Source organism: Micromonospora sp. NPDC047467 (assembly GCF_040643095.1).
Lineage (GTDB): Bacteria > Actinomycetota > Actinomycetes > Mycobacteriales > Micromonosporaceae > Micromonospora.
The window spans coordinates 45,448-65,810 of the sequence record NZ_JBEYTO010000018.1; the positions used below are offsets into that span (position 1 = coordinate 45,448).

18 protein-coding genes and 1 pseudogene are annotated in these 20,363 nt (G+C 72.7%); 13 read left to right on the forward strand and 6 right to left on the reverse strand.

Annotation, left to right across the window (positions count from 1 at the left end; translation table 11 throughout):
- Nucleotides 1-69 precede the first annotated feature (69 nt).
- A complete protein-coding gene (locus ABZ780_RS30915; RefSeq protein ID WP_357012866.1) occupies nucleotides 70-642 on the reverse strand; it encodes a helix-turn-helix domain-containing protein in 573 nt (190 codons plus the stop codon).
- Nucleotides 643-730: 88 nt separating this feature from the next.
- On the opposite strand from ABZ780_RS30915, the gene ABZ780_RS30920 reads away from it, so the two are divergent.
- From ABZ780_RS30920 to ABZ780_RS30930, 3 genes are all read left to right on the forward strand, one after another.
- Nucleotides 731-1,591 carry a carbon-nitrogen hydrolase family protein gene (locus tag ABZ780_RS30920; RefSeq protein WP_357488297.1) on the forward strand — a complete coding sequence of 287 codons (861 nt, stop codon included), beginning with the start codon at nucleotides 731-733 and terminating at the stop codon, nucleotides 1,589-1,591.
- A 64-nt stretch (nucleotides 1,592-1,655) separates the two neighbouring features.
- Nucleotides 1,656-2,300, forward strand: a complete 645-nt coding sequence (locus tag ABZ780_RS30925) for an HAD family hydrolase (RefSeq protein ID WP_357012864.1) — start codon at nucleotides 1,656-1,658, stop codon at nucleotides 2,298-2,300.
- A gap of 185 nt (nucleotides 2,301-2,485) precedes the next feature.
- Nucleotides 2,486-3,418, forward strand: a complete 933-nt coding sequence (locus ABZ780_RS30930) for an RIO1 family regulatory kinase/ATPase (RefSeq protein ID WP_357488298.1) — start codon at nucleotides 2,486-2,488, stop codon at nucleotides 3,416-3,418.
- A gap of 46 nt (nucleotides 3,419-3,464) precedes the next feature.
- Here ABZ780_RS30930 and ABZ780_RS30935 read toward each other — a convergent pair whose 3' ends face one another.
- On the reverse strand, nucleotides 3,465-3,713 hold the full coding sequence (locus tag ABZ780_RS30935) for a DUF2630 family protein (RefSeq protein WP_357012862.1): 249 nt from the start codon (nucleotides 3,711-3,713) through the stop codon (nucleotides 3,465-3,467).
- A gap of 524 nt (nucleotides 3,714-4,237) precedes the next feature.
- On the opposite strand from ABZ780_RS30935, the gene ABZ780_RS30940 reads away from it, so the two are divergent.
- The 9 genes from ABZ780_RS30940 to ABZ780_RS30980 all read left to right on the forward strand — a co-directional run bounded on the left by ABZ780_RS30940 (nucleotide 4,238) and on the right by ABZ780_RS30980 (nucleotide 14,139).
- A complete protein-coding gene (locus ABZ780_RS30940) occupies nucleotides 4,238-5,575 on the forward strand; it encodes a cytochrome P450 (protein WP_357012902.1) in 1,338 nt (445 codons plus the stop codon).
- Nucleotides 5,572-6,489 carry a terpene synthase family protein gene (locus tag ABZ780_RS30945; RefSeq protein WP_357012861.1) on the forward strand — a complete coding sequence of 306 codons (918 nt, stop codon included), beginning with the start codon at nucleotides 5,572-5,574 and terminating at the stop codon, nucleotides 6,487-6,489. The genes ABZ780_RS30940 and ABZ780_RS30945 overlap by 4 nt, the downstream gene beginning before the upstream one ends.
- The gene (locus tag ABZ780_RS30950; protein ID WP_357012860.1) at nucleotides 6,482-8,095 is read left to right on the forward strand and encodes a prenyltransferase; all 1,614 of its coding nucleotides are present in this window, start codon (nucleotides 6,482-6,484) and stop codon (nucleotides 8,093-8,095) included. Before ABZ780_RS30945 ends, ABZ780_RS30950 begins: the two co-directional genes overlap by 8 nt.
- Nucleotides 8,096-8,220: 125 nt before the next feature.
- Nucleotides 8,221-10,797 carry a nitrate- and nitrite sensing domain-containing protein gene (locus tag ABZ780_RS30955; protein WP_357488299.1) on the forward strand — a complete coding sequence of 859 codons (2,577 nt, stop codon included), beginning with the start codon at nucleotides 8,221-8,223 and terminating at the stop codon, nucleotides 10,795-10,797.
- Nucleotides 10,798-10,887: 90 nt separating this feature from the next.
- A complete protein-coding gene (locus ABZ780_RS30960; RefSeq protein WP_357012858.1) occupies nucleotides 10,888-11,310 on the forward strand; it encodes a roadblock/LC7 domain-containing protein in 423 nt (140 codons plus the stop codon).
- Nucleotides 11,311-11,315: 5 nt separating this feature from the next.
- Nucleotides 11,316-11,702, forward strand: a complete 387-nt coding sequence (locus ABZ780_RS30965) for a DUF742 domain-containing protein (protein ID WP_053657059.1) — start codon at nucleotides 11,316-11,318, stop codon at nucleotides 11,700-11,702.
- Nucleotides 11,683-12,294 carry an ATP/GTP-binding protein gene (locus ABZ780_RS30970; RefSeq protein ID WP_357012857.1) on the forward strand — a complete coding sequence of 204 codons (612 nt, stop codon included), beginning with the start codon at nucleotides 11,683-11,685 and terminating at the stop codon, nucleotides 12,292-12,294. The genes ABZ780_RS30965 and ABZ780_RS30970 overlap by 20 nt, the downstream gene beginning before the upstream one ends.
- A 104-nt stretch (nucleotides 12,295-12,398) precedes the next feature.
- Complete coding sequence (locus ABZ780_RS30975) at nucleotides 12,399-12,725, forward strand: YciI family protein (RefSeq protein WP_357488304.1); 327 nt, start codon at nucleotides 12,399-12,401, stop codon at nucleotides 12,723-12,725.
- Nucleotides 12,726-12,924: 199 nt separating this feature from the next.
- The gene (locus tag ABZ780_RS30980; protein WP_357488305.1) at nucleotides 12,925-14,139 is read left to right on the forward strand and encodes a sigma-70 family RNA polymerase sigma factor; all 1,215 of its coding nucleotides are present in this window, start codon (nucleotides 12,925-12,927) and stop codon (nucleotides 14,137-14,139) included.
- A gap of 131 nt (nucleotides 14,140-14,270) precedes the next feature.
- Here ABZ780_RS30980 and ABZ780_RS30985 read toward each other — a convergent pair whose 3' ends face one another.
- Entirely contained in the window at nucleotides 14,271-15,119 is an 849-nt protein-coding gene (locus ABZ780_RS30985; protein WP_357012855.1) for a LysR family transcriptional regulator, read from the reverse strand.
- A gap of 95 nt (nucleotides 15,120-15,214) precedes the next feature.
- Here ABZ780_RS30985 and ABZ780_RS30990 point away from each other — a divergent pair, with 95 nt between their 5' ends.
- A complete protein-coding gene (locus ABZ780_RS30990; protein WP_357488300.1) occupies nucleotides 15,215-15,946 on the forward strand; it encodes an SDR family NAD(P)-dependent oxidoreductase in 732 nt (243 codons plus the stop codon).
- A gap of 160 nt (nucleotides 15,947-16,106) precedes the next feature.
- Here the strand turns inward: ABZ780_RS30990 and ABZ780_RS30995 are convergent, their stop codons facing one another.
- From ABZ780_RS30995 to ABZ780_RS31005, 3 genes and pseudogenes are all read right to left on the reverse strand, one after another.
- Complete coding sequence (locus tag ABZ780_RS30995; RefSeq protein ID WP_357488301.1) at nucleotides 16,107-16,577, reverse strand: YfbM family protein; 471 nt, start codon at nucleotides 16,575-16,577, stop codon at nucleotides 16,107-16,109.
- A gap of 283 nt (nucleotides 16,578-16,860) precedes the next feature.
- The gene (locus tag ABZ780_RS31000; RefSeq protein ID WP_357488302.1) at nucleotides 16,861-19,713 is read right to left on the reverse strand and encodes an aconitate hydratase; all 2,853 of its coding nucleotides are present in this window, start codon (nucleotides 19,711-19,713) and stop codon (nucleotides 16,861-16,863) included.
- 558 nt (nucleotides 19,714-20,271) lie between these two features.
- Nucleotides 20,272-20,363 (reverse strand): annotated as a pseudogene (locus ABZ780_RS31005) (phytochelatin synthase); the annotation flags it as partial.

The window sequence follows — 20,363 nt, forward strand, 5'->3', positions numbered from 1 at the left end:
GCTGCTCCTGTCGCCGCAGGGGATCGGCGGCCTCATTGTGGAGTACCACCGCCACGCGGCGAAACGGGCTCAGCGGCGGCGGACGGCCTCCTCGACGAGGTCGAGCACCGGGCCCAGGTCGCCGGCCGGTCGGCCCATCGCCAGGTGCAGCACCAGGCCGTCGTAGGCCAGCTCCAGGAACCGCGCCAGCACGTCGATCGGTACGTCCTCGCGCAGCACCCCGGCGTCGCGCTGGCGGGCCAGCCGGTCCCGGGTCGCCTCGGCGATCGCGGCGGACCGCTCCGTCCAGCGCCGGGCGAACGCCGGGTCGGTGCGCAACCGGCGGGACACCTCCAGCTGACTGCCGAGCCAGCCGGTGGTGTCCGGGGAGACCGCACGGGCCAGCAGATCGCGCATCACCTGCACCAGACCGTTGCGGGCCACCGTCTCGACCATGACGGCGGCGTCGTCCTCGGCGACAGCGAGGAAGAGCGAGTCCTTGTCCCGGAAGTGGTGGAAGATGGCGCCCCGGGAGAGCCCGGTGGCCTCTTCGAGGCGGCGGACGGTGGCCCCCTCGTAGCCGTGCCGGGCGAAACACGCCCGCGCGGCGGCGAGGATCTCCTGCCGGCGCGCGTCGAGCTGGTCCTGGCTTACTCTGGGCACACGTCGATCGTCGCAGGTCGCGCCCCGCCTTGCAAACCGTACGTACGGCTTGTATTTCGCCCGGGGTCGGCACCGTTACCATCGCCGGGTGACCGCTGCCCCCACCGTGCCCGCCGCGCCGCTGACCGTCGCCACCGTCCAGGCCACGTCGACTCCCGGTGACGTCGCCGGCAACGCGAGCTGCGCCGCCGAGCTGGTCCGACAGGCGGCCGGGCAGGGCGCCCGGGTGGTCGTCCTGCCCGAGCTGTACCTGTGCGCGTACCACCCGCCGACCCTCGCCGCCGACCCGAGCGGCACCGACGTCGTGGCAGACCCGACCGGAGCGGTCGCCGACCCCCGGCTCGACCCGCTGCGCGACGCGGCGCGTACGGCCGGGGTCACCGTGGTGGTCGGGGCCGCGGTCCGGCACCCGGACGGCCGGCGGACCATCGGCGCGCTGGTGGCCGACCGGGCCGGCGTCGTGCGGGTCGGGTACGACAAGCAGCAGGTGTGGGGCGACGAGCGCGAGCTGTTCACGCCCGGCGGGCGGGGCGCCACGCTCCTCGTCGACGACTGGCGGCTCGGGTTGGGCATCTGCTACGACGGATGCTTCCCCGAGCACGGCCGCGCCGCCGCGCTCGACGGCGCGCACGCCTACCTGTGCCCCAGCGGCTACCTGACCGGCTCCGAGCACCGCCGGGACCTGTACTACGCGGCGCGGGCCCTGGACAACACGATGTTCGTGGTCTTCGCCAACGCGGTCGGGGGCGACGACCCCTGGCGGTTCAACGGCGGCGCGGCGATCTACGACCCGCAGGGACGGACCCTGGCCCGGGGTGCCGACGAGGGCACGGCGGTGCTGCTGGCGACGTTGGACCCGGCCGTGCTCGCGGCCACCCGGGCAGCCCATTCGATGCTCGCCGATCGACTGCCGAGCCAGGGCGGCCCACGGGTGGCGCTGACCGGCTGAGTCCGAGCCAGGTCGAAACACACGGCATCTGTTGGCGGACACGTCGGTCCCGTAGGGTGCCCGAGTGCCACTGCTCCTGCTGGACCTGGACAACACCCTGCTGGACCGGGCCGGGCCGTTCCGCCGCTGGGGTGAGCGCTTCCTGGACGGCATCGGCGCGCCCCCCGCCGACATCGACTGGCTGATCTCCCTCGACGCCGACGGGCTGACCGACCGCTGGGATCTGGCCGATGCCATCCGGGACCGGTACGAGCTGCGCATCCCCTCGATCGACCTGGTCGAGGAGCTGCACGACGGGGTGGTGGAGCAGACCCGGCTCGACTCGCTGACCGCCTGCGCGCTGCGGATAGCCGACGACGCCGGCTGGGTGCCGGTGGTGGTCTGCAACGGCACGGTTCGCGTCGAGGACGCCAAGATCCGCCGGACCGGCCTGGACCGCTACGTCGCCGACTGGGTGATCTCCGAGGAGGCCGGGGTCAGCAAGCCCAACCCGCGGATCTTCGCGCTCGCCGCGCAGCGGGTCCGGATGCCGCTGCGGGGCGCCTGGGTGGTCGGCGACAGCCCGGAGGCGGACATCGGGGGCGCTGCGGCCGTCGGGCTGCCCAGCGTCTGGCTGCACCGGGGACGGACCTGGTCGGACGTCCGGTTCGCGCCGAGCCGCACCGTGGACGGTCTGATCGCCGCGGTCGCCACGGTGCTCGCGAGCTGACCCACGGCGGGTCGGTGCGGCGCCGGGGTAATTCGGTTGACCGGTTGTCGGGGTCGCCGCGAGGATGGGCGGCGCATCGTGCACCCGGGCGTTCGCCCGGTCGAGGAGAGGGGGTCGGTCATGGCCGTCTTCGCAGGTCGCTTCCAGCTGCCTTTCTCAGCCTCGACCAAGGGAACCTCACCACAGTGCGCGATCATGACCTTCCGGCGCTTCAGCGCCGGACTCGCGGCAAGAGCCGCTTCGACGACGACGAACCGCAGTATCTGAAGCGCGGGCGGCCCACCGAGCTGCCCGCCGACCCCGACGACGAACCCGACCCCGACACGGGCGAGCGGTGGTCGTCCTGGGACGACGCCGTACACGGGCCCGAACCGCACCCGCAGTGGCTGGTCACCGAGCTGGCCGCCAAGGACACCGAGCTGGGTGTGCTGAAGACCGGCAAGGAGGCGGACGTCCACCTCGTCCGCCGGGCGGTGCCCGACACGGACCGCTCGTGCCTGCTGGCCGTGAAGCGGTACCGGGACGCCGAGCACCGGATGTTCCACCGCGACGCCGGCTACCTGGAGGGCCGCCGGGTGCGCCGCTCCCGGGAGAACCGGGCGATGGCCGGCCGGACGGCCTTCGGCCGGCAGATGATCGCCGGGCAGTGGGCGGCGGCCGAGTTCGCCGCGCTGGCCCGGCTCTGGGAGATCAACGGCGGGAACGACCGGATCGCCGTGCCGTACCCGGTGCAGGTGCGCGGCACCGAGCTGATGCTGGAGTTCGTCGGTGACGCCGAGTCGGGCGAGGCCGCGCCCCGGCTGGCCCAGCTACGACCCGGTCCGTCGGAGCTACGCGACCTGTGGGATCAGCTGGTGGAGGCGCTGCGGGTGCTGGCCCGGGCCGGCTACGCGCACGGCGACCTGTCGCCGTACAACCTGCTCGTGCATCGGGGGCGGCTGGTCGTGATCGACCTGCCGCAGGTGGTCGACGTGGTGGCGAACCCACAGGGCCCCGAGTTCCTGGCCCGCGACGTACGGGTGGTCGGCGCCTGGTTCGTGGCGCGGGGGTTGACCGCCGAGCAGGTCGACCCGGGCGAGCTGACCGGGGAGCTGCTGCGTGAGGCGGGCCTGCGCTGACCGGGACGGATCGGGCGAGCCTGGCCGCCCGACCCGCCCGCGCCACTCACTGGAGGTAGCGCTCCACCTCGGGCTTGGGTCGTTCGCCCTGTGCGTCGGGGTCGCCGTGGGTGTCCCGGGCGGCCCGGCGGCGGCGCAGCAGGTCCCAGCACTGGTCGAGGGACTCCTCCAGGTTGCGTAGCCGCTCGCTGGTCTCGCCCTCGGTGCCCGACTCGTGGGCCTGGGCCTCGGCGCGCAGCCGGTGTTCCTCGTCGACCAGTTCGGAGATCCGGTTCAAGATGGTCTTGTCGTCCATGCCACAGAGCCTGGCACAGGGTGCCCGGCGTCGCCCGGATTCGCAGGGACCGGTGCGCCCCGACGCACCCGCCGGGGTCTGCTGGCCGGGGCGGCCGGTGGGGCCGTCGCGCCGGGCGGCCCGCGACACCCACCGAAGCCGGGCGTCCAGCGTCCCGGCACTCGGGACCGCGGGCGACCGGCGGCGCAGGTCAGGACGGCGGCCGGGCGGGACGGCCTCGGGGCAGATTCGGTTGCCTGGGTCTACCAGCGCGACCTGCACCGGAGCCGCGTTACGACCGTCCACTAGGGACATCACGACCTCGTCTGCGACGTGGCGAACCTGGCGTGGGCATGGAAATCTCACCGGTCAGAGGTCTAGAGGTGCCCCGGATTTGGTGAGATGCTGTCCGTCGCCCAGAAGGTGAAAGTTCCACAGCTCCGACCGGCCGAAGTGGACAACTCAGGCCGGCGGACCGACGAGGAGACGCCATGCCCCAGGTGTCCGATGCCGGCCCCGCCCCCGTCAGCACCGAACCCCGGATGATCCCGCTGCGTCGCGTCCTGCCCGCGCTGGTCCGCGACCCGCTCGGCGCGCTGGTCGGCTTCGCGGACGACGCCGCCGGGGAGGTCGTCCGGCTCAACCTCGGCTCGTTCCGCCCCTACCTGGTCAGCCATCCGGAGCATCTGCAACGCGTCCTGCGGGACAACGTTGCCAACTACACCCGCGACGGGGACGGTCTGCTCTGGCGGCCGGTCCGCCGGATCGTCGGCGACGCCATCCTGGTCGCCGAGGGCGAGGTCTGGGAATCCAGCCGGGGCGCGCTGCAACCGCTGTTCACCGCGAAGCGGGCCGAGACGCTGGTCGACAAGATGGCCGAGGCGATCAACGAGGCCGTCGACGAGTGGCTGGAACCCGCCCGCGAGGGCCGGCCGATCGACGGCGGCGCCGAACTGACCCGGATCGTGCTGCGCACCACCATGCGGGTGCTCTTCGCCGACCGGATCTCGGTGCCCGACGCGCTGCGGATCAGCGCCGCGCTGGACACCCTCACCACCGCGATGCTCCCGCGCCTGCTGGTGCCCTTCGTGCCGTACGCGGTGCCGATGCCCCGCGACCGCGCCTTCAACGAGGCGGTACGGACCATCGACGAGGTGGTGCTGCCGATCATCCGGGAGGCCCGGGCCCGACCCACCGACGGCGACGACATCATCTCCACCCTCTGCCGGCCGCGCGCCGACGGCAGCGAACCCGACGAGTACGCGATCCGCGGCGACGTGGTGGCCATGTTCTCCACCGCCACCGAGACCACCATCGCCCTGCTCTCCTGGCTCTGGCCGGTGCTGGCGTCCCGGCCCGACGTGGCCGAGCGGATGACCGACGAGATCGAGCAGGTGGTCGGCACCGAACGGGTCCGCCGCGAGCACCTGCCCGAGCTGCGGTACGGCCGGATGGTCCTCGACGAGATGCTGCGGCTCTACCCGGCGGGCTGGATGATCCCCCGGACCGCGGTCGGCGACGACGTGCTCGGCGGTGTGCGGATCAAGGCCGGTGGCACCGTGCTGGTCAGCCCGTACGTCACCCAGCGGATGTCGACGTTCTGGGACGACCCGAACAGCTTCGATCCGGAGCGCTTCGCCCCGGAGCGGCCCCGGCGGCCCTACCGCTACTCCTACTTCCCGTTCGGCGGTGGGCCGCACCAGTGCCTCGGGCAGTACCTGTTCCTGCTTGAGGCGCAGCTCATCGTCAGCACCGTGCTGAGCCGCTACCGCTTCCAGCTGCGCCAACCGGCCGACCTGACGCCCCGGATGGGCGCCTCGCTGCAACCCAAGCAGCGGGCCGAGCTGATCCTCACCCCGGTCGCCCGGCCGGTCGTGCCGTGACGGGCGCGCCGTGGCCGGTGCAGACCGGTCCCGATCCGGTCGCCGAGCAGGGCCGGGTGTGCGCGCTCGCCGTGCGCGGTGTCCGCGATCTGCAGGGCGTCACCGCCGCCCACCCGGAGCTGTTCGACGCGGCACCGTTCGACCCGGCGCTGCTCAGCTCGGTGGCCACCGTGGTCGCCTTCATCGCGCCGTGGCACACCGCCGCCGAACTGCGGATCACCACCCGTACCGTGCTCTGGGTCTTCGCGGCCGACTGGCAGATCGACTACCTCGCCCGGTCCGTGGACGACGTCCGGCAGGTGGTGACCGACTGCCTGGCGGTGGCCGACGGCGCGGCGCCCCCGCCGGGGCGACACCTGGCCCGGCTGCTGGCGGACCTGCGCGACGAGCTGGCCACCGTGCCGGCGTTCGCCCGGCTGCGCCCGATCTGGCGCGACGAGTTGGCCCGGATGCTCGCCGCTGCGGCTCGGGAGTGGGACTGGAAGAACCTGCCGACCGACCCGACCACCGGGCGACGCCTGCCGGACCTGGACCGCTACCTGGAGAACGCCGACAACTCTGGCAGCTCCTTCGTCAACGTCACCCACTGGATCGCCACCGGGGACGACAAGACGCTTGCCCAGCTGACCGACCTGCTGGACGCCGGACGTGGCGTACAGCGCGTGCTGCGGCTGGTCAACGACCTGGCCACGCACGGCCGGGACGCCGAGTGGGGTGACCTGAACGCCCTGCTGCTGGTCGACGACCCGGCGCAGGTGCACGCCCGGTTGGCCGAGCTGACCACCCGCGCCCGTCGCGACCTGGCCGCGCTCGCCGAGCGCTGCCCCCGCCAGGCCGACTACCTGCACCGGCAGATCTCCTTCACCGGCGGCTTCTACCAGGTGTCGGACTTCTGGGGGGAACGCGATGAGTGACGGTGCCTTCCGCGTCCTGGCCGACCCCGCCACCGGCCGCGACCCGGCGACCGACGCCGCCCGTGAGCTGATCGCCGGCCTGGCGCTTCGGCCGTGGGGGCAGGTGGCCGCCTCGGTATACGAGAGCGCCCGCCTGGTCGCCGACGCGCCCTGGCTGCCCGGGCACGACGAGCGGATCGGGTTCCTCCTGCGCGCGCAGCGCCCGGACGGCGCGTGGGGTCCACCCGAGGGGTACGCCCTCGTGCCCACGCTGAGTGCCACCGACGCGCTGCTCGCCGCGCTGGCCGACGGTGGAGGGACCAGTACGCACCTGCTCGCCCCGGCGGCCAGAGGGTTGGCGGTGCTCAGCGGCCGGCTGCTCGCCGCCGACGCGCGGACGCTGCCGGACACCCCGGCACTGGACCTCATCGTCCCGGCGCTGGTCGAGTCGATCAACGACCGGCTGGACCGGGTGACCTGGGAGCAGTTGCCCACCCCGCCGCTGACGCTGCCCCCGGGCCTCGGGGTAGACCGGCTGCGGGCGGTGCGGGCGGCGGTGGCCGCCGGGGCGGCACTGCCCACGAAGCTGGCCCACTTCTACGAGGTGCTGGGCGCGATGCCCACCGACGCCGGCCCCACCCTCACCGCCGTCGGCGCGTCACCGGCGGCGACCGCCGCCTGGTTGAGCGCGGCCGGCCCGGACGCCGGCCCCAGCGCCCACGCCTTCCTGCGGGAGTTGATCCGGGACGGCCGTGGCCCGGTGCCCTGCCCGACTCCGATCACCGTGTTCGAACGGGCCTGGGTGCTCAGCGGGCTGAGACGGGCCGGCGTCGCGGTCAACCCGCCGGCCGCCGTGTTGGACACCCTGACCGCCGCCACCGCCGCGACGGGCGTGGCCACCGGCGAAGGGCTGCCCACCGACGCCGACACCACCTCGGTGGCCCTGGACGCGCTGGCCCGACTCGGCCGACCCGCCGACCCGGCCGGGCTGTGGGCGTACGAGACGGCGGACGGCTTCTGCACCTGGCCGGGGAGCGAGGACGGCTTCTCGGTCACCACCAACGCGCACGTGCTGGACGCGTTCGGCCAGCACGTGGCGGCGTATCCCGACGCCGACGCGCGATACCACCGGACGGTCGGGCGGCTCAGCCTCGTGCTACCCGAGCACCAACTCCCGGACGGCCGCTGGCAGGACCGCTGGCACGCCTCCCCGTACTACGCCACGGCCTGCTGCGTGCTGGCGCTGGCCGAGTTCGGTCGGGGTGGCGCGGCGGCCGAGGCCGTGGACCGGGCGGCCGGCTGGGTGCTGGCCAACCAACGCGCCGACGGCTCGTGGGGACGGTGGGCCGGCACCGCCGAGGAGACCGCGTACGCCCTGCAGGTGTTGCTGGAGGCGCCGACGGGTGCGCCGCGAGTCGCTGACGCGGTGGCCCGGGGGCACGCCTACCTGCACCAACCATCCGGTCCCGAGCACCCTCCACTGTGGTACGGCAAGGAGCTGTACTGTCCTACCGCCATCGTCGCCTCGGCGGTGCTCGCCGCCTGCCGGCTGGCAGCCGTTCACCTCGCGGGCGCCGACCGTTCGGTGGTGGATTGTGGTTACCAGGCAAGAAAAACAGCGACTTGAGGGGTTGTGTGGACACTGCTAGCGTACGCAGAGCCTCAGCCCCGTATGCCCCGCCGTGGCGGGGACGTCGTCTTCCATGATCACCCGTTGATGAGCTGAGTCAACGCCCGGCCTGGGACGGTTCAATGCGTTCTCGCGGTACGAGTATCCGCACCAAGGTTGTCGCCCTCCTGCTCTCCCTGGTCGCGCTCTGGATGTTCGCGGCATGGGTGACCCTGCGGGACGGCTTCAACCTGCTCGGTGTCCAGGTGATCAACAGCAGGGTCTACGCGCCCAGTGAGCCGCTGCTGCGGGAGCTCCAGCTGGAACGGCGGCTGACCCAGGCGTACCTGAGCAACCCCGACGCCGAGCAGCGGGCGGCGTTGGAGGCAAAGCAGCGCGAGACCGCGAAGCTGGCGGGCGACTTCGCCGACTCGGTCCGCAACTGGCAGGTCGACGTGGCCGGCAGCTCCGCGCTCGACGCCCAGCTGAACGCGACGATCACGCGGATCAACTCGCTGGAGCAGACCCGCGCGCAGGTGCTCGGCCGCTCCGTGGACCGGGTTTCCGCCGCCGACGCCTACACCGGCGCGATCGAGTCGATCTTCCAGGTCTACGACGTCACCGGCAGCCTGGACGACAAGGCGATCGCCGCCGACGCGGCCGCCCTGATCCAGCTCAACCGGATGAAGGAGCTGGTCTCCCAGGAGGACGCGCTGCTCAGCGGCCTGTTCGGCAACGGACGGATGAGCGGGCCGGAGTACGCGCGCTACGTCGCCCTGGTCGGCTCCGAGCGGTTCCTCGGCGAGGAGACCCGGTCCCGGCTCAGTGACGCCGACCAGCGCCGCTACCAGCAGCTCGTCGAGGGCGAGGCGTTCACCCGGCTGCGCGCCGTGCAGGACAGCATCATCCGCGAGGGCCGCCCCGCCACCCAGTTGCCGATCAGCGCCGAGCAGTGGCGTGGCACGGTCGAGCCGGCGCTGGCCGACGTGAACGACGTGGTGGTCGCCGGCGGTGAGGGCATCGTGGACCGGGCGACAGGCGTCGCCGTGATGGTCGTCGTCCGGTTGGTGCTCGCCACCGGCCTGGGCCTGCTCGCCGTCATCGCGTCCGTCGTCGTCTCGATCACCACGGCCCGCACCCTGCTCCGCCAGTTGGAGCGGCTGCGGGAGGCCGCCTGGCAGCTCGCTGACGAGCGGCTTCCCCGGGTGGTGGAGCGACTCGGCCGGGGCGAGGAGGTCGACGTGGCCACCGAGGCGCCTCCGCTGGAGTTCGGCACCGACGAGATCGGCCAGGTCGGCAAGGCGTTCAACGCGGTCCAGGAGACCGCCCTGCGCACCGCCGTCGAGCAGGCCGATCTGCGCCGCAACGTCCGCGAGGTCTTCCTCAGCCTGGCCCGGCGCACCCAGGCGCTGGTGCACCGCCAGCTCACCCTGCTCGACGCCATGGAGCGGCGGGAGCACGACGCCGAGGAGTTGGAGGACCTGTTCCGGGTCGACCACCTGGCCACCCGGATGCGGCGTAACGCCGAGAACCTGATCGTGCTCTCCGGCTCCACCCCGGGCCGGGCCTGGCGGCGCAACGTCCCGATGGTCGACGTGGTGCGTGGCGCGGTGGCCGAGGTCGAGGACTACACCCGGGTCAACGTGCTGCCACTCGGGCCGGTCTCCCTCGCCGGCCGGGCGGTCGGCGACATCATCCACCTGCTCGCCGAACTCATCGAGAACGGCCTGTCGTTCTCCCCGCCGCACACCACCGTCGAGGTCCGCGGCCAACTGGTGGCCAACGGGTTCGCCATCGAGATCGAGGACCGGGGCCTCGGCATGAGCGAGGAGGACCTGGCCGCGGCGAACCACCGCATCGTCGACCAGTCCGAGCTGAACCTCGCCAACGCCGCCCGCCTCGGCCTCTACGTGGTGAGCCGGCTGACCGAGCGGCACGGCGTGCGGGTCCGGCTCAAGGAGTCGGCGTACGGCGGCACCACCGCCGTCGTGCTGATCCCGCTGGAGCTGGTCAGCGAGAACGGGGCCAGCCCGGAGGACTCCGGCGCGCTCCCGACCGGGCCGGCCATCGCGCTGCCGGCGGCGTCGACCCCCGGTGGCGACGCCGGCCGCCCCGCCCTCCGCTCGCCGGTCGCGCTGGCCGCCCCGGCGGCCGACAACTCGGCACCGGGCACGAGCGCGCCGCAGCCGGTGACCCCTGCGGCTCCGGCAGTGGCCGGCAGCGCCATCGAGACCGGGCAGGTCGACGGGGGCGACGCGGACGTCGTACTCCCCACCCGGCAGCGGACGACCCCGGCCACCGGGACGCCGGGGCTGCCCACCCGGGCCCGGCGCACCCCGGGCCAGTCGGCCCTTGAGGGGCCAACGGTCGCCACCGGCCTGCCCGCGATCGACCGGGCGGGCCCGGCGTCCGACGCCGGCGAACCGGGCGCTGACGGCGGGCCGGTTCCGGCCCGGTCAGAGACGGACCGGACCGGCTCCGGCCTGCCGGTCCGGATCCGGCAGGCGAACATCGTGCCCGAGCTGCGCGACGACCCGGCGGCGACCGAGTCCGACGAGGAGGACGTGGTACGCCCACCGGACCAGGTGCGCCGGATGATGAGCTCCTACCAGAGCGGCACCCGACGCGGTCGCACCGACGCGGCACGACTGCTCGGCGGAGCGTCCGGCTCGCCTGCGGCGACGCCCGAACCCACCGACGAGGAACCGCAAGCCACCTGACCGAGCGCCGGCGCTGCGGTTCCCGCGCGGTGTGACGGTCAGACCCAAGACGAGTACGGCGCAACTGCCGGGCGAGAAGAGGACGACGAAGTGGCCCAGAAGACGGCTTCGAGTGCCGACCTGACGTGGTTGCTGGACGATCTGGTGGGGCGGGTGAAGCAGGCCGAGCACGCGGTCGCGCTCTCCTCCGACGGGCTGTTGATGGCTTCCTCGCAGGGGTTGAACCGGGACGACGGCGAGCACCTCGCGGCGATGGCGGCCGGAATCCAGAGCCTGGCCCGGGGCGCCGGCAAGCGCTTCGGTGGCGGCCAGGTGCAGCAGACCATCATCGAGATGCAGTCGTCCTTCCTGTTCGTTACCGCCGCCGGCCGCAACGCCTGCCTGGCGGTTCTGGCCACCGAGGACGCCGACGTCGGCCTGATCGCGTACGAGATGGCGATGCTTGTCACCCGGGTCGGCAAGTACGTGGCCTCCCCGTCCCGAGACAACGTTCAGCCGGCCGGCGAGCGGTAACGGCCATGACGGTGCAGGGAGAGTCCGCGGACCATCAGTGGGTGGACGACCATGCGGGCCCGGTGGTCCGTCCATACGCGGTGACACGCGGGCGGGCCCGCCCGGTCACCGGCACATTCGACCTGATCTCCCTGGTCACCGCGACCCGAGCCGACGTCACACCGGAGGCCGGTCTCGGACCCGAACACCTGGCGATCGTCGGCCTGTGCCAGCGAATACAGTCCGTCGCCGAGATCGCCGCCCACCTCGACCTGCCGGTGGGCACCATCCGGGTGCTCCTCGGCGACCTCGCGGCCCGCAGCCTGGTGCAGGTACGCGAACCACAGACCACGGCCGGTCTTCCCGACAACAGCATCTTCGAGGCGGTAATCAATGGACTACGGGCACTCTGACCGGCCGGCGGGAGCGACCCCACTGCCCACCGCGATCAAGATCCTGGTCGCCGGTGGCTTCGGTGTGGGCAAGACCACCATGGTCGGCGCGGTGAGCGAGACCCGGCCGTTGCGCACCGAGGAGGTGCTGACCGAGACCGGGGTCGGCATCGACGACCTGTCCGGGGTGGAGGGCAAGACCACCACCACCGTGGCGATGGACTTCGGCCGGATCACCATCAGCGACGACCTGGTGCTCTACCTGTTCGGCACGCCCGGTCAGGACCGCTTCTGGTTCGTCTGGGACGAGCTGGCACTGGGCGCGATCGGGGCGGTGGTGCTGGCCGACACCCGCCGGCTGGCCGACTGCTTCCCCTCGATCGACTACTTCGAGGGCCGGGGCACGCCGTTCGTGGTGGCGGTGAACTGCTTCGAGGGCGCCCGGCAGTACCGGCTCGACGAGGTGCAGACCGCTCTCAACCTCGACCCGGGGGTGCCGGTGTTGCTCTGTGACGCCCGCCAGCGCGAGTCCAGCAAGGAGGTGCTCGTCACCCTCATGGAGCACGCCATGAAGACCCGCGAGGCCCGCCGCCGCGCCGCCGCCGGGGGCTGACCGACGGCCCGGGGAAATTTTTCGGCGCCCGCTGTCCGGTACGGCCCTGGCCGAACGTCATGCTGGCGACACCTGGACACACGAGGGAGCGCCAGATGAAGTACATGATGTTCGTCTGCACCGACAGCGAGCCGGACACCGACCCGACCGACCTGCCCGACGTCGAGAAGTGGGTGGCCGACAACGACGCCCGGGGCCGCCGCCTCACCGGCGACCAGCTGGCGCCGACCAGCGCGGCCACCACGGTCCGGGTACGCGACGGCGAACTGCTCGTCTCCGAGGGGCCGTTCGCCGAGACCGCGGAGGTGATCGTGGGCTTCGACCTGCTCGACTGCGCCGACCTGGACGAGGCCATCGAGGTGGCCCGCGCCCACCCGATGGCACGGGAGGGGCGGCTGGAGCTGCGGCCGCTCATGACCCTGCCCGACTGACCGGATGGCCGGGACCGAAGACCCGGCCGGCGCGCACGACCCGGCCGGCGCGCACGACCCGGCCGGCGCGCACGACCGGGCCGGCGTCCGCGACAGGCACGGCGCGCATGACAACGGTGGCGTCCGTGCCAGCGCCAGCGCCAGCGCCCGCGACAACGCCGGTACGCACGACAGGGCTGGTGGGCGCCACAACGGGGGTGTGGCCGCGACGGCGCAGGCCGTCGCGGCTGCCGGCACCCACGCGTACCCACGGATCGTCGCGACCCTGATCCGGGTGACCGGCGACTGGGCGCTGGCCGAGGACTGCACCCAGGAGGCGCTCACCGCCGCCCTGGAGCGCTGGCCGGCCGACGGCGTGCCGGCCAACCCGGGCGGCTGGCTGATGACGGTCGCGCGCAACCGGGCGATCGACGTACTGCGCCGGGCCGCCGTGGAGCGCCGCAAGCTGCACGATCTGGCGGTGCTCACGGCGGCCGACGGGCAGCCCGACCCCGAGGCGGGGCAGGACGTGGTGGACGACCGACTGCGGCTGATCTTCACCTGCTGCCACCCGGCGCTGGCCATCGAGGCCCGGGTGGCGTTGACGCTGCGCACCGTCTGCGGGGTGCCGACCGCCGACATCGCCCGCCTCCTGCTGGTCAGCGAGTCGACGATGACCCGACGGCTGACCCGTGCACGGACCCGCATCGCGCAGGCCGGCATCCCGTACCGGGTGCCGGCCGGGCCGGCGCTGGCCGAGCGGCTGCCCGGTGTGCTCGCCGTGCTGTACCTGCTGTTCACCCGGGGCTACCTCCCCGACGGCGAGCCGGCCTTCGCCGACGAGGCGGTCCGGCTGGCCCGGCTGCTGGACGCCCTGATGCCGGGGCACTCCGAGGTGGCCGCGCTGCGGGCGCTGATGCTGTTTCAGCACTCCCGGCGCGACGCCCGTCGGGACGCCGCCGGTGACCTCGTCCCGCTCGACCGGCAGGATCGCCGCCGATGGGACGACGCGTCCATCGCCGAAGGGCTCTCCGCGCTGGCCCGGGTCCGGCACGATGGGCCGTATGCGTGGCAGGCCCGCATCGCCGCCTGCCACGCCACCGCCGAATCCGTCGAGGCCACCGACTGGCCGGGGATCGCGCGAGCCTACGACGCGTTGATCGGCATCCGGCGCTCCCCGGTGGTCGCGCTCAACCGGGCGGTCGCGCACGGCTACGCGTACGGGCCGGCCGTGGGGTTGGCGTTGCTCGACGCGGCCCGCGCCGGTGGCGCCCTGGACGGTCAGCCCCTCGCGGTGGCCGTGGAGGCCGACCTGGTGGCCCGGCAGGGTGACCGGCCGCGCGCTGCCACCCTGTTCCGCCGGGCGGCAGAGGCGGTGGGCTCCACCGCCGAGCGTCGCGCCCTGCTGGCCCGGGCCGGCGAACTCACCCCGTAGCCGCCCGGCCGGCCTGGCCTGCCCGGCGTGGCCTGCCCTCCGCGCGGGCCGGGACGGCTCGGTACGAGACGTCAGCTGCCGGGGTGGTCACCCAGCAGATGCGCGAGGACCTGCCCGCCGAGCGGCCGCCGTCACAGGCGGGTGGCGGTCCGCACGAGGCCGGCGAGCGCCCGGGACCGGCTGTGCGGCGGCCAGGCGATCACGGTGGTCACCGCGGGCGCGTCCGGCACCGGCACGGCTGCCAAGTCGGCGAGCAGCAGCGACCGGCAGGACTCCGGCAGCACCACTGCGGCGCGGCCGAGCGCGATGTGCTGGAACAACTGGGCGTGGTCCCGGACCTCGGGGCCCGGACCGTCCGGATACGACCCGTCGGCCCGGGGCCAGCGCGGCATCGGCAGGCCGGGCAGCGTCTCCACCTCGGCCATCCGCAGGTGTGGCCGTCGGGCCAGCGGATGCCCGGCCGGCAGGACCGCCACCTGCTGCTCGGTGACCAGTTCCTCGGTGTCCAGGCCGGTCGTCGAGTCGAACGGCAGGTGCAGCAGCGCCACGTCGGCCCGCCCGTCGCGCAGCAGCCGTTCCTGTTCGCCGATGCCGCACAGCAGCACCTCGACGGGGACCGCGTCCGGCTCGGCCGCGTACGCGTCGAGTAGTTTCGGTAGCAGCTCGCTCGACGCGCCCGCCTTTGTCACCAGCACCAGCCCGGGGTCGCCGTTCGTGGCCTGACCGGCGCGGCGGGTACGGCGGTCGGCGGCCTCCACGGCGTCGAGGGCGGCTCGGCCCTCCCGTAGCAGCACCGCACCGGCCGCGGTCAGCGTGACGCTGCGGCTGTCCCGTTCCAGCAGGGTCACGCCGAGTCGCCGTTCGAGTTGCCGGATCGCCCGCGACAGCGGCGGCTGGGCGATGCCGAGGCGGCGCGCGGCACGGCCAAAGTGCAGCTCCTCGGCCACGGCCACGAAGTAGCGAAGCTCCCGCGTCTCCATCCCGCCACCGTATCGCCGGATCGATACCCGCCGGGTATCGCCCGCTACTCAGGTGGTGTTGGAGGCCCGTATGCCGCGCGGACAGGATCGACGACATGAGCGAACGAACGATCGCGCTGGTGACGGGCGCGAACAAGGGCATCGGGTACGAGATCGCGGCGGGCCTGGGCGCGCTGGGCTGGCGGGTGGGAGTCGGCGCGCGGGACGATCAGCGCCGGGAGACGGCGGTGGCGAAGCTGCGCGCGGGCGGCGTGGACGCGTTCGGCGTACCGCTGGACGTGACCGACGACGCGAGCGTGGCTGCCGCCGCGCGGCTGCTGGAGACGGAGGCCGGCGGTCTCGATGTGCTGGTCAACAACGCGGGCATCACCGGTGGTGAGCCGCAGCACCCCGTCGGGGTGGACATCGAGACCGTGCGGGCGGCCGTGGAGGTCAACGTGATCGGCGTCGTGCGGGTGGTCGAGGCGATGCTGCCGCTGCTGCGCCGCTCGGCCTCGCCCCGGATCGTCAACATGTCCAGCGGCGTCGGGTCACTGACCCGGCAGAGCGCCTCGGTCGGCGAACATCAGACGGGGCCGCTGTCCGTGGCGTACGCGCCGTCGAAGACCATGCTCAACGCGGTGACCATCCAGTACGCCCGGGCGCTGGCCGACACCAACATCCTGGTCAACGCCGCCTGCCCGGGTTTCACCGCGACCGACCTCAACGCCTTCCGGGGCGTGCGGACCCCGCAGCAGGGCGCGGCGATCGCGATCCGGCTGGCGACGCTGCCCGACGACGGGCCGACCGGCGGCTACTTCGAGGACGCGGGCGTGATCCCGTGGTGAGGGTGGCCTGTCAGCACCACATCACCGGGTTGCCGGTGGCCACCGACGCCGCGCACAGCCGGCGTGGCGGCTCCACGATGTAGGCGAAGTCGTCGCCCGACCGGCTCCGGATCCGCACGGCGAGCCGCTCGGGCGGCGGCGCGCACCGGTTTCCGGCGGCTCAGGTGACTGCGAGCAGCACGGCCTCCCCGCGCTCCGCCGCGGTGCGGTAGAAGTCGCGCAGCGCGGTGAAGTGCGGCAGCAGGTAGTTGTCGAACTCATCGTCGCCGTCGTCCCAGATATGCGGGTAGATCTCGGCGTCCGACAGGGCGGCCGGGTCGTAGCGGTCCCGCAGGGTCGCCTCGTCCAGCGTGCCGAGCGCGGCGGCCACGGCGCGGACGACGTCCGAGGTGAGCAGCCGGGCCGGGCCCATCCCGAGATCCGGGCCGATCGGGTCACCACCCAGGATGGCCGGCCCGACGTCGCCCCGGATCTCGTACGTGTCGCCGGTCAGCAGGTAGTGCAGCCCGTGCCACGCCTTGTCGAGGTCGAGCTCGTCCGGGCCACCCTGGAACAGGGTGCCGACCTTCTCCGGGTCGGCGAGCACCGCCGCCAGTTCCTCGGCGGACAGCCGGCGTGCGTTGAAGATCATGCCCACGGGGTTGCCTCTCGGGGGTGCCGGTCGGAATCGGCGGCAGCGTAGCGCGAGCGTCCGACAGGCGTGCCATTATCCGGGCACCCTCGGCACGGTGGAGGCATGACCGAACCGACACCGACATCGGCGTACCCCCGGGTGGTGCTGCCGCTGACCGGCCACCGCGCGTGCGGTCCGGCCTGGCGCTGCGCGCCGTCGCGCTCCGGCTGCGATGGTCCACGGTACGGCGAGGGCCGCTCCCCGCCGGAGCGGGAAGCGGCCCTGTATCAGCCGTACGCGATCAGTTGGCGATCATGCGGCGCAGAACGTACTGCAGGATGCCGCCGTGCCGGTAGTAGTCCGCCTCACCGGGGGTGTCGATCCGGACCACGGCCTCGAACTCCACGCCCGTGTCGGTCGTGACCGTCACGGTGCGCGGCGTCTCGCCGTCGTTCAGGGCGGTCACCCCGGTGATGGTGAACATCTCGGTGCCGGTGAGGCCGAGCGACTCGGCGGTGGTGTCCACCGGGAACTGCAGCGGCAGCACGCCCATGCCGATCAGGTTCGAGCGGTGGATCCGCTCGTACGACTCGGCGATGACAGCCCGGACGCCCAGCAGCATGGTGCCCTTGGCCGCCCAGTCCCGCGACGAGCCGGAACCGTACTCCTTGCCGGCCAGCACGACCAGCGGGATGCCGGCCTCCTGGTAGGCCGCCGAGGCGTCGTAGATCGAGGTCTGCTGGCCGGTGAGGTGGTTGACGGTGAAGCCACCCTCCACACCCGGGACCAGCTGGTTGCGCAGCCGGATGTTGGCGAACGTGCCTCGGATCATCACCTCGTGGTTGCCCCGCCGGGAGCCGTACGAGTTGAACTCGTGCCGCGGCACGCCGTGCTCGGCCAGGTACTTACCGGCGGGGGAGTCGGCCTTGATCGAGCCGGCCGGCGAGATGTGGTCGGTGGTCACCGAGTCACCCAGCTTGGCCAGCACGCGGGCGCCCGAGATGTCGACGACCGGCTGCGGCTCGCGCTGCATGCCCTCGAAGTACGGGGGCTTGCGCACGTAGGTGGAGTCGTCGGCCCAGGCGAACGTGTCGCCGGTCGGGGTGGGCAGCGACTGCCACTGCTCGTCGCCGGCGAACACGTCGGCGTACGCCGCGCTGAACCCGGCGGCGCCGAGCGCCTGGGCGATGACGTCCTGGATCTCGGCGCTGTTCGGCCAGATCTCGCGCAGGAAGACCGGGTTGCCCTCGGTGTCCTCACCGATCGGCTCGTTGGCCAGGTCGATGTCCATCGTGCCGGCGAGGGCGTAGGCGACGACCAGCGGCGGAGACGCAAGGTAGTTCATCTTGACGTCCGGGTTGATCCGGCCCTCGAAGTTCCGGTTGCCCGAGAGCACCGACACGACCGACAGATCATGCTCGTTGACCGCGGCGGACACCTCCTCGGGCAGCGGACCCGAGTTGCCGATGCAGGTGGTGCAGCCGTACCCGACCAGGTTGAAGCCGAGCTTGTTCAGGTACGGCGTGAGGCCGGCCCGCTCGTAGTAGTCCATGACGACCTTGGAGCCCGGAGCCAGTGTGGTCTTCACCCACGGCTTGCGGGTCAGGCCCTTCTCCACGGCGTTACGGGCCAGCAGGGCCGCCCCGATCATCACCTGCGGGTTGGACGTGTTGGTGCAGGAGGTGATCGCGGCGATCACCACGGCGCCGTGGTCCAGCTCGTACTCGACGCCGTCGGCGCCGGTCACGCGGACCGGGTTGGTGGCCCGACCGCCGGCGCCGACCGCCGCGGTTTCCAGGTCGCGCGGCTCGTCGGCCGGGTCGCTGAACTCGTTGGCCGGCGGGTCGCTGGCCGGGAACGACTCGGCGCTGGCCTCGTCGGCCGGGCCGTTGGCGCCGCGCGGCAGCTCCTCGCGGGCCACGCCCGGCTTGAGGTCGCGCTCACCCACGGAGTCGTCGGCGACGTAGTCGGTCAGCGCGGAGCGGAACAGCGTCTTCGCGGTGCCCAGCGGCACCCGGTCCTGCGGGCGCTTCGGGCCGGCGAGCGACGGCTCGATGGAGCTGAGATCCAGCTCCAGGCGCTCCGAGTAGGCCGGCTCGGCCTCCGGGTCGTGCCAGATGCCCTGCTCCTTGGCGTACGCCTCGACGAGCGCCACCTGGGCGGCGTCCCGGCCGGTCAGCTCCAGGTAGCGGATGGTCTCCGCGTCGATCGGGAAGATCGCCACCGTCGAGCCGTACTCGGGGGACATGTTGCCGATGGTGGCCCGGTTGGCCAGCGGCACGGCGCTCACGCCCGGGCCGTAGAACTCGACGAACTTGCCGACCACACCGTGCTTGCGCAGCATCTCGGTGATGGTCAGCACCAGGTCGGTGGCGGTGGTGCCGGCCGGCATCTCGCCGTGCAGCTTGAAGCCCACCACCCGGGGGATCAGCATGCTGACGGGCTGGCCGAGCATCGCGGCCTCGGCCTCGATGCCGCCGACGCCCCAGCCCAGCACGCCCAGGCCGTTGACCATCGTGGTGTGCGAGTCGGTGCCGACGACGGTGTCCGGGTACGCCTGGCCGTTGCGCTCCATGATCGTACGGGCCAGGTACTCGATGTTGACCTGGTGCACGATGCCGGTGCCCGGCGGGACGACCTTGAACTCGTTGAACGCGGTCTGACCCCAGCGCAGGAACTGGTAGCGCTCCTTGTTGCGCTCGTACTCCAACTCGACGTTGCGGGCGAACGCGTCCTCGCGGCCGAACAGGTCGGCGATCACCGAGTGGTCGATGACCAGCTCGGCCGGGGCGAGGGGGTTGACCTTCGTGGCGTCGCCGCCGAGGTCGCGCACGGCCTCACGCATGGTGGCCAGGTCGACCACGCAGGGCACGCCGGTGAAGTCCTGCATGAGCACCCGCGCCGGGGTGAACTGGATTTCCACGCTCGGGGCGGCGTCGGGGTCCCACCCGCCGAGCTGACGGATGTGTTCGGCGGTGATGTTCGCGCCGTCCTCGGTCCGCAGCAGGTTCTCCAGGAGGATCTTCAGGCTGTACGGCAGCCGATCGTGGCCGTCCACCTTGTCGATCCGGAAAATCTCGTAGCTCGCGTCTCCGACGCGTAGCTGGGTCTTCGCACCGAAGGTGTCGAGGCTCGCCACGTCGTACTCCTTCACACCAGCGACCGTGAGTAGTCCTGAGCAGTCTGTCGTACCGGCCGAGGTGCCGCCGAGGTTAGGTAACACTTACAGCCGATCCGCTCTCGAATAAAACCGTACGTCCGTCTTGCTAGTTACGCAACCCGGGCCGCCTCTGCCGCCCCTCCTCACCCCTAGCCTCCTAGGACGCGCTACGGGGTGTGCGCGGTGCCTCCGGGCGTGGGCCGAAGAGGGTGGCCATCGCCAGCGACCAATCGAGTACGTGGCCTCGTGGGCGATGCCGTTGTCTGGTGCGGGTCGGACTCTCGCGGCGGTCGGCGCGCTGGATCGCTTCACGACAGCCGACGCGTTGAATCGTTTACGGCATCAGCTCCAAAGGACCAGCGGACCATGTGGTGCCGGCTGTGCTCGCGGCCGGCTCACGTGTATGACGGTGAAGGGCCGGGCCCTGGGTGGGTCCGGCCCTTCGGTCGGTTGGCCAGGTGGGCCTGGCTCGTCCTGGCCGCTGGCTAATGGCATGACGAAGGGCCGGGCCCTTGGTGGGGTCCGGCCCTTCGGGGGTGGGTGGTGGTGGGGTCAGCTGGTGGCGTAGCCGCGGGTGGCGATCCAGTCGGCGAGGTGGTCGATGGTGACGTCGTAGGAGGCGGTGTTGGGGTTGGCGGAGTCGG

Bases quoted from the DNA above. Each gene is read 5' to 3' on its own strand.
- ABZ780_RS30965 (WP_053657059.1), top strand. From the start codon at position 11,316: ATGACGGTGCAGGGAGAGTCCGCGGACCATCAGTGGGTGGACGACCAT.
- ABZ780_RS30985 (WP_357012855.1), bottom strand. From the start codon at position 15,119: ATGGAGACGCGGGAGCTTCGCTACTTCGTGGCCGTGGCCGAGGAGCTG.
- ABZ780_RS30935 (WP_357012862.1), bottom strand. From the start codon at position 3,713: ATGGACGACAAGACCATCTTGAACCGGATCTCCGAACTGGTCGACGAG.
- ABZ780_RS30995 (WP_357488301.1), bottom strand. From the start codon at position 16,577: ATGATCTTCAACGCACGCCGGCTGTCCGCCGAGGAACTGGCGGCGGTG.
- ABZ780_RS30990 (WP_357488300.1), top strand. From the start codon at position 15,215: ATGAGCGAACGAACGATCGCGCTGGTGACGGGCGCGAACAAGGGCATC.
- ABZ780_RS30955 (WP_357488299.1), top strand. From the start codon at position 8,221: ATGCGTTCTCGCGGTACGAGTATCCGCACCAAGGTTGTCGCCCTCCTG.
- ABZ780_RS30950 (WP_357012860.1), top strand. From the start codon at position 6,482: ATGAGTGACGGTGCCTTCCGCGTCCTGGCCGACCCCGCCACCGGCCGC.
- ABZ780_RS30975 (WP_357488304.1), top strand. From the start codon at position 12,399: ATGATGTTCGTCTGCACCGACAGCGAGCCGGACACCGACCCGACCGAC.
- ABZ780_RS30970 (WP_357012857.1), top strand. From the start codon at position 11,683: ATGGACTACGGGCACTCTGACCGGCCGGCGGGAGCGACCCCACTGCCC.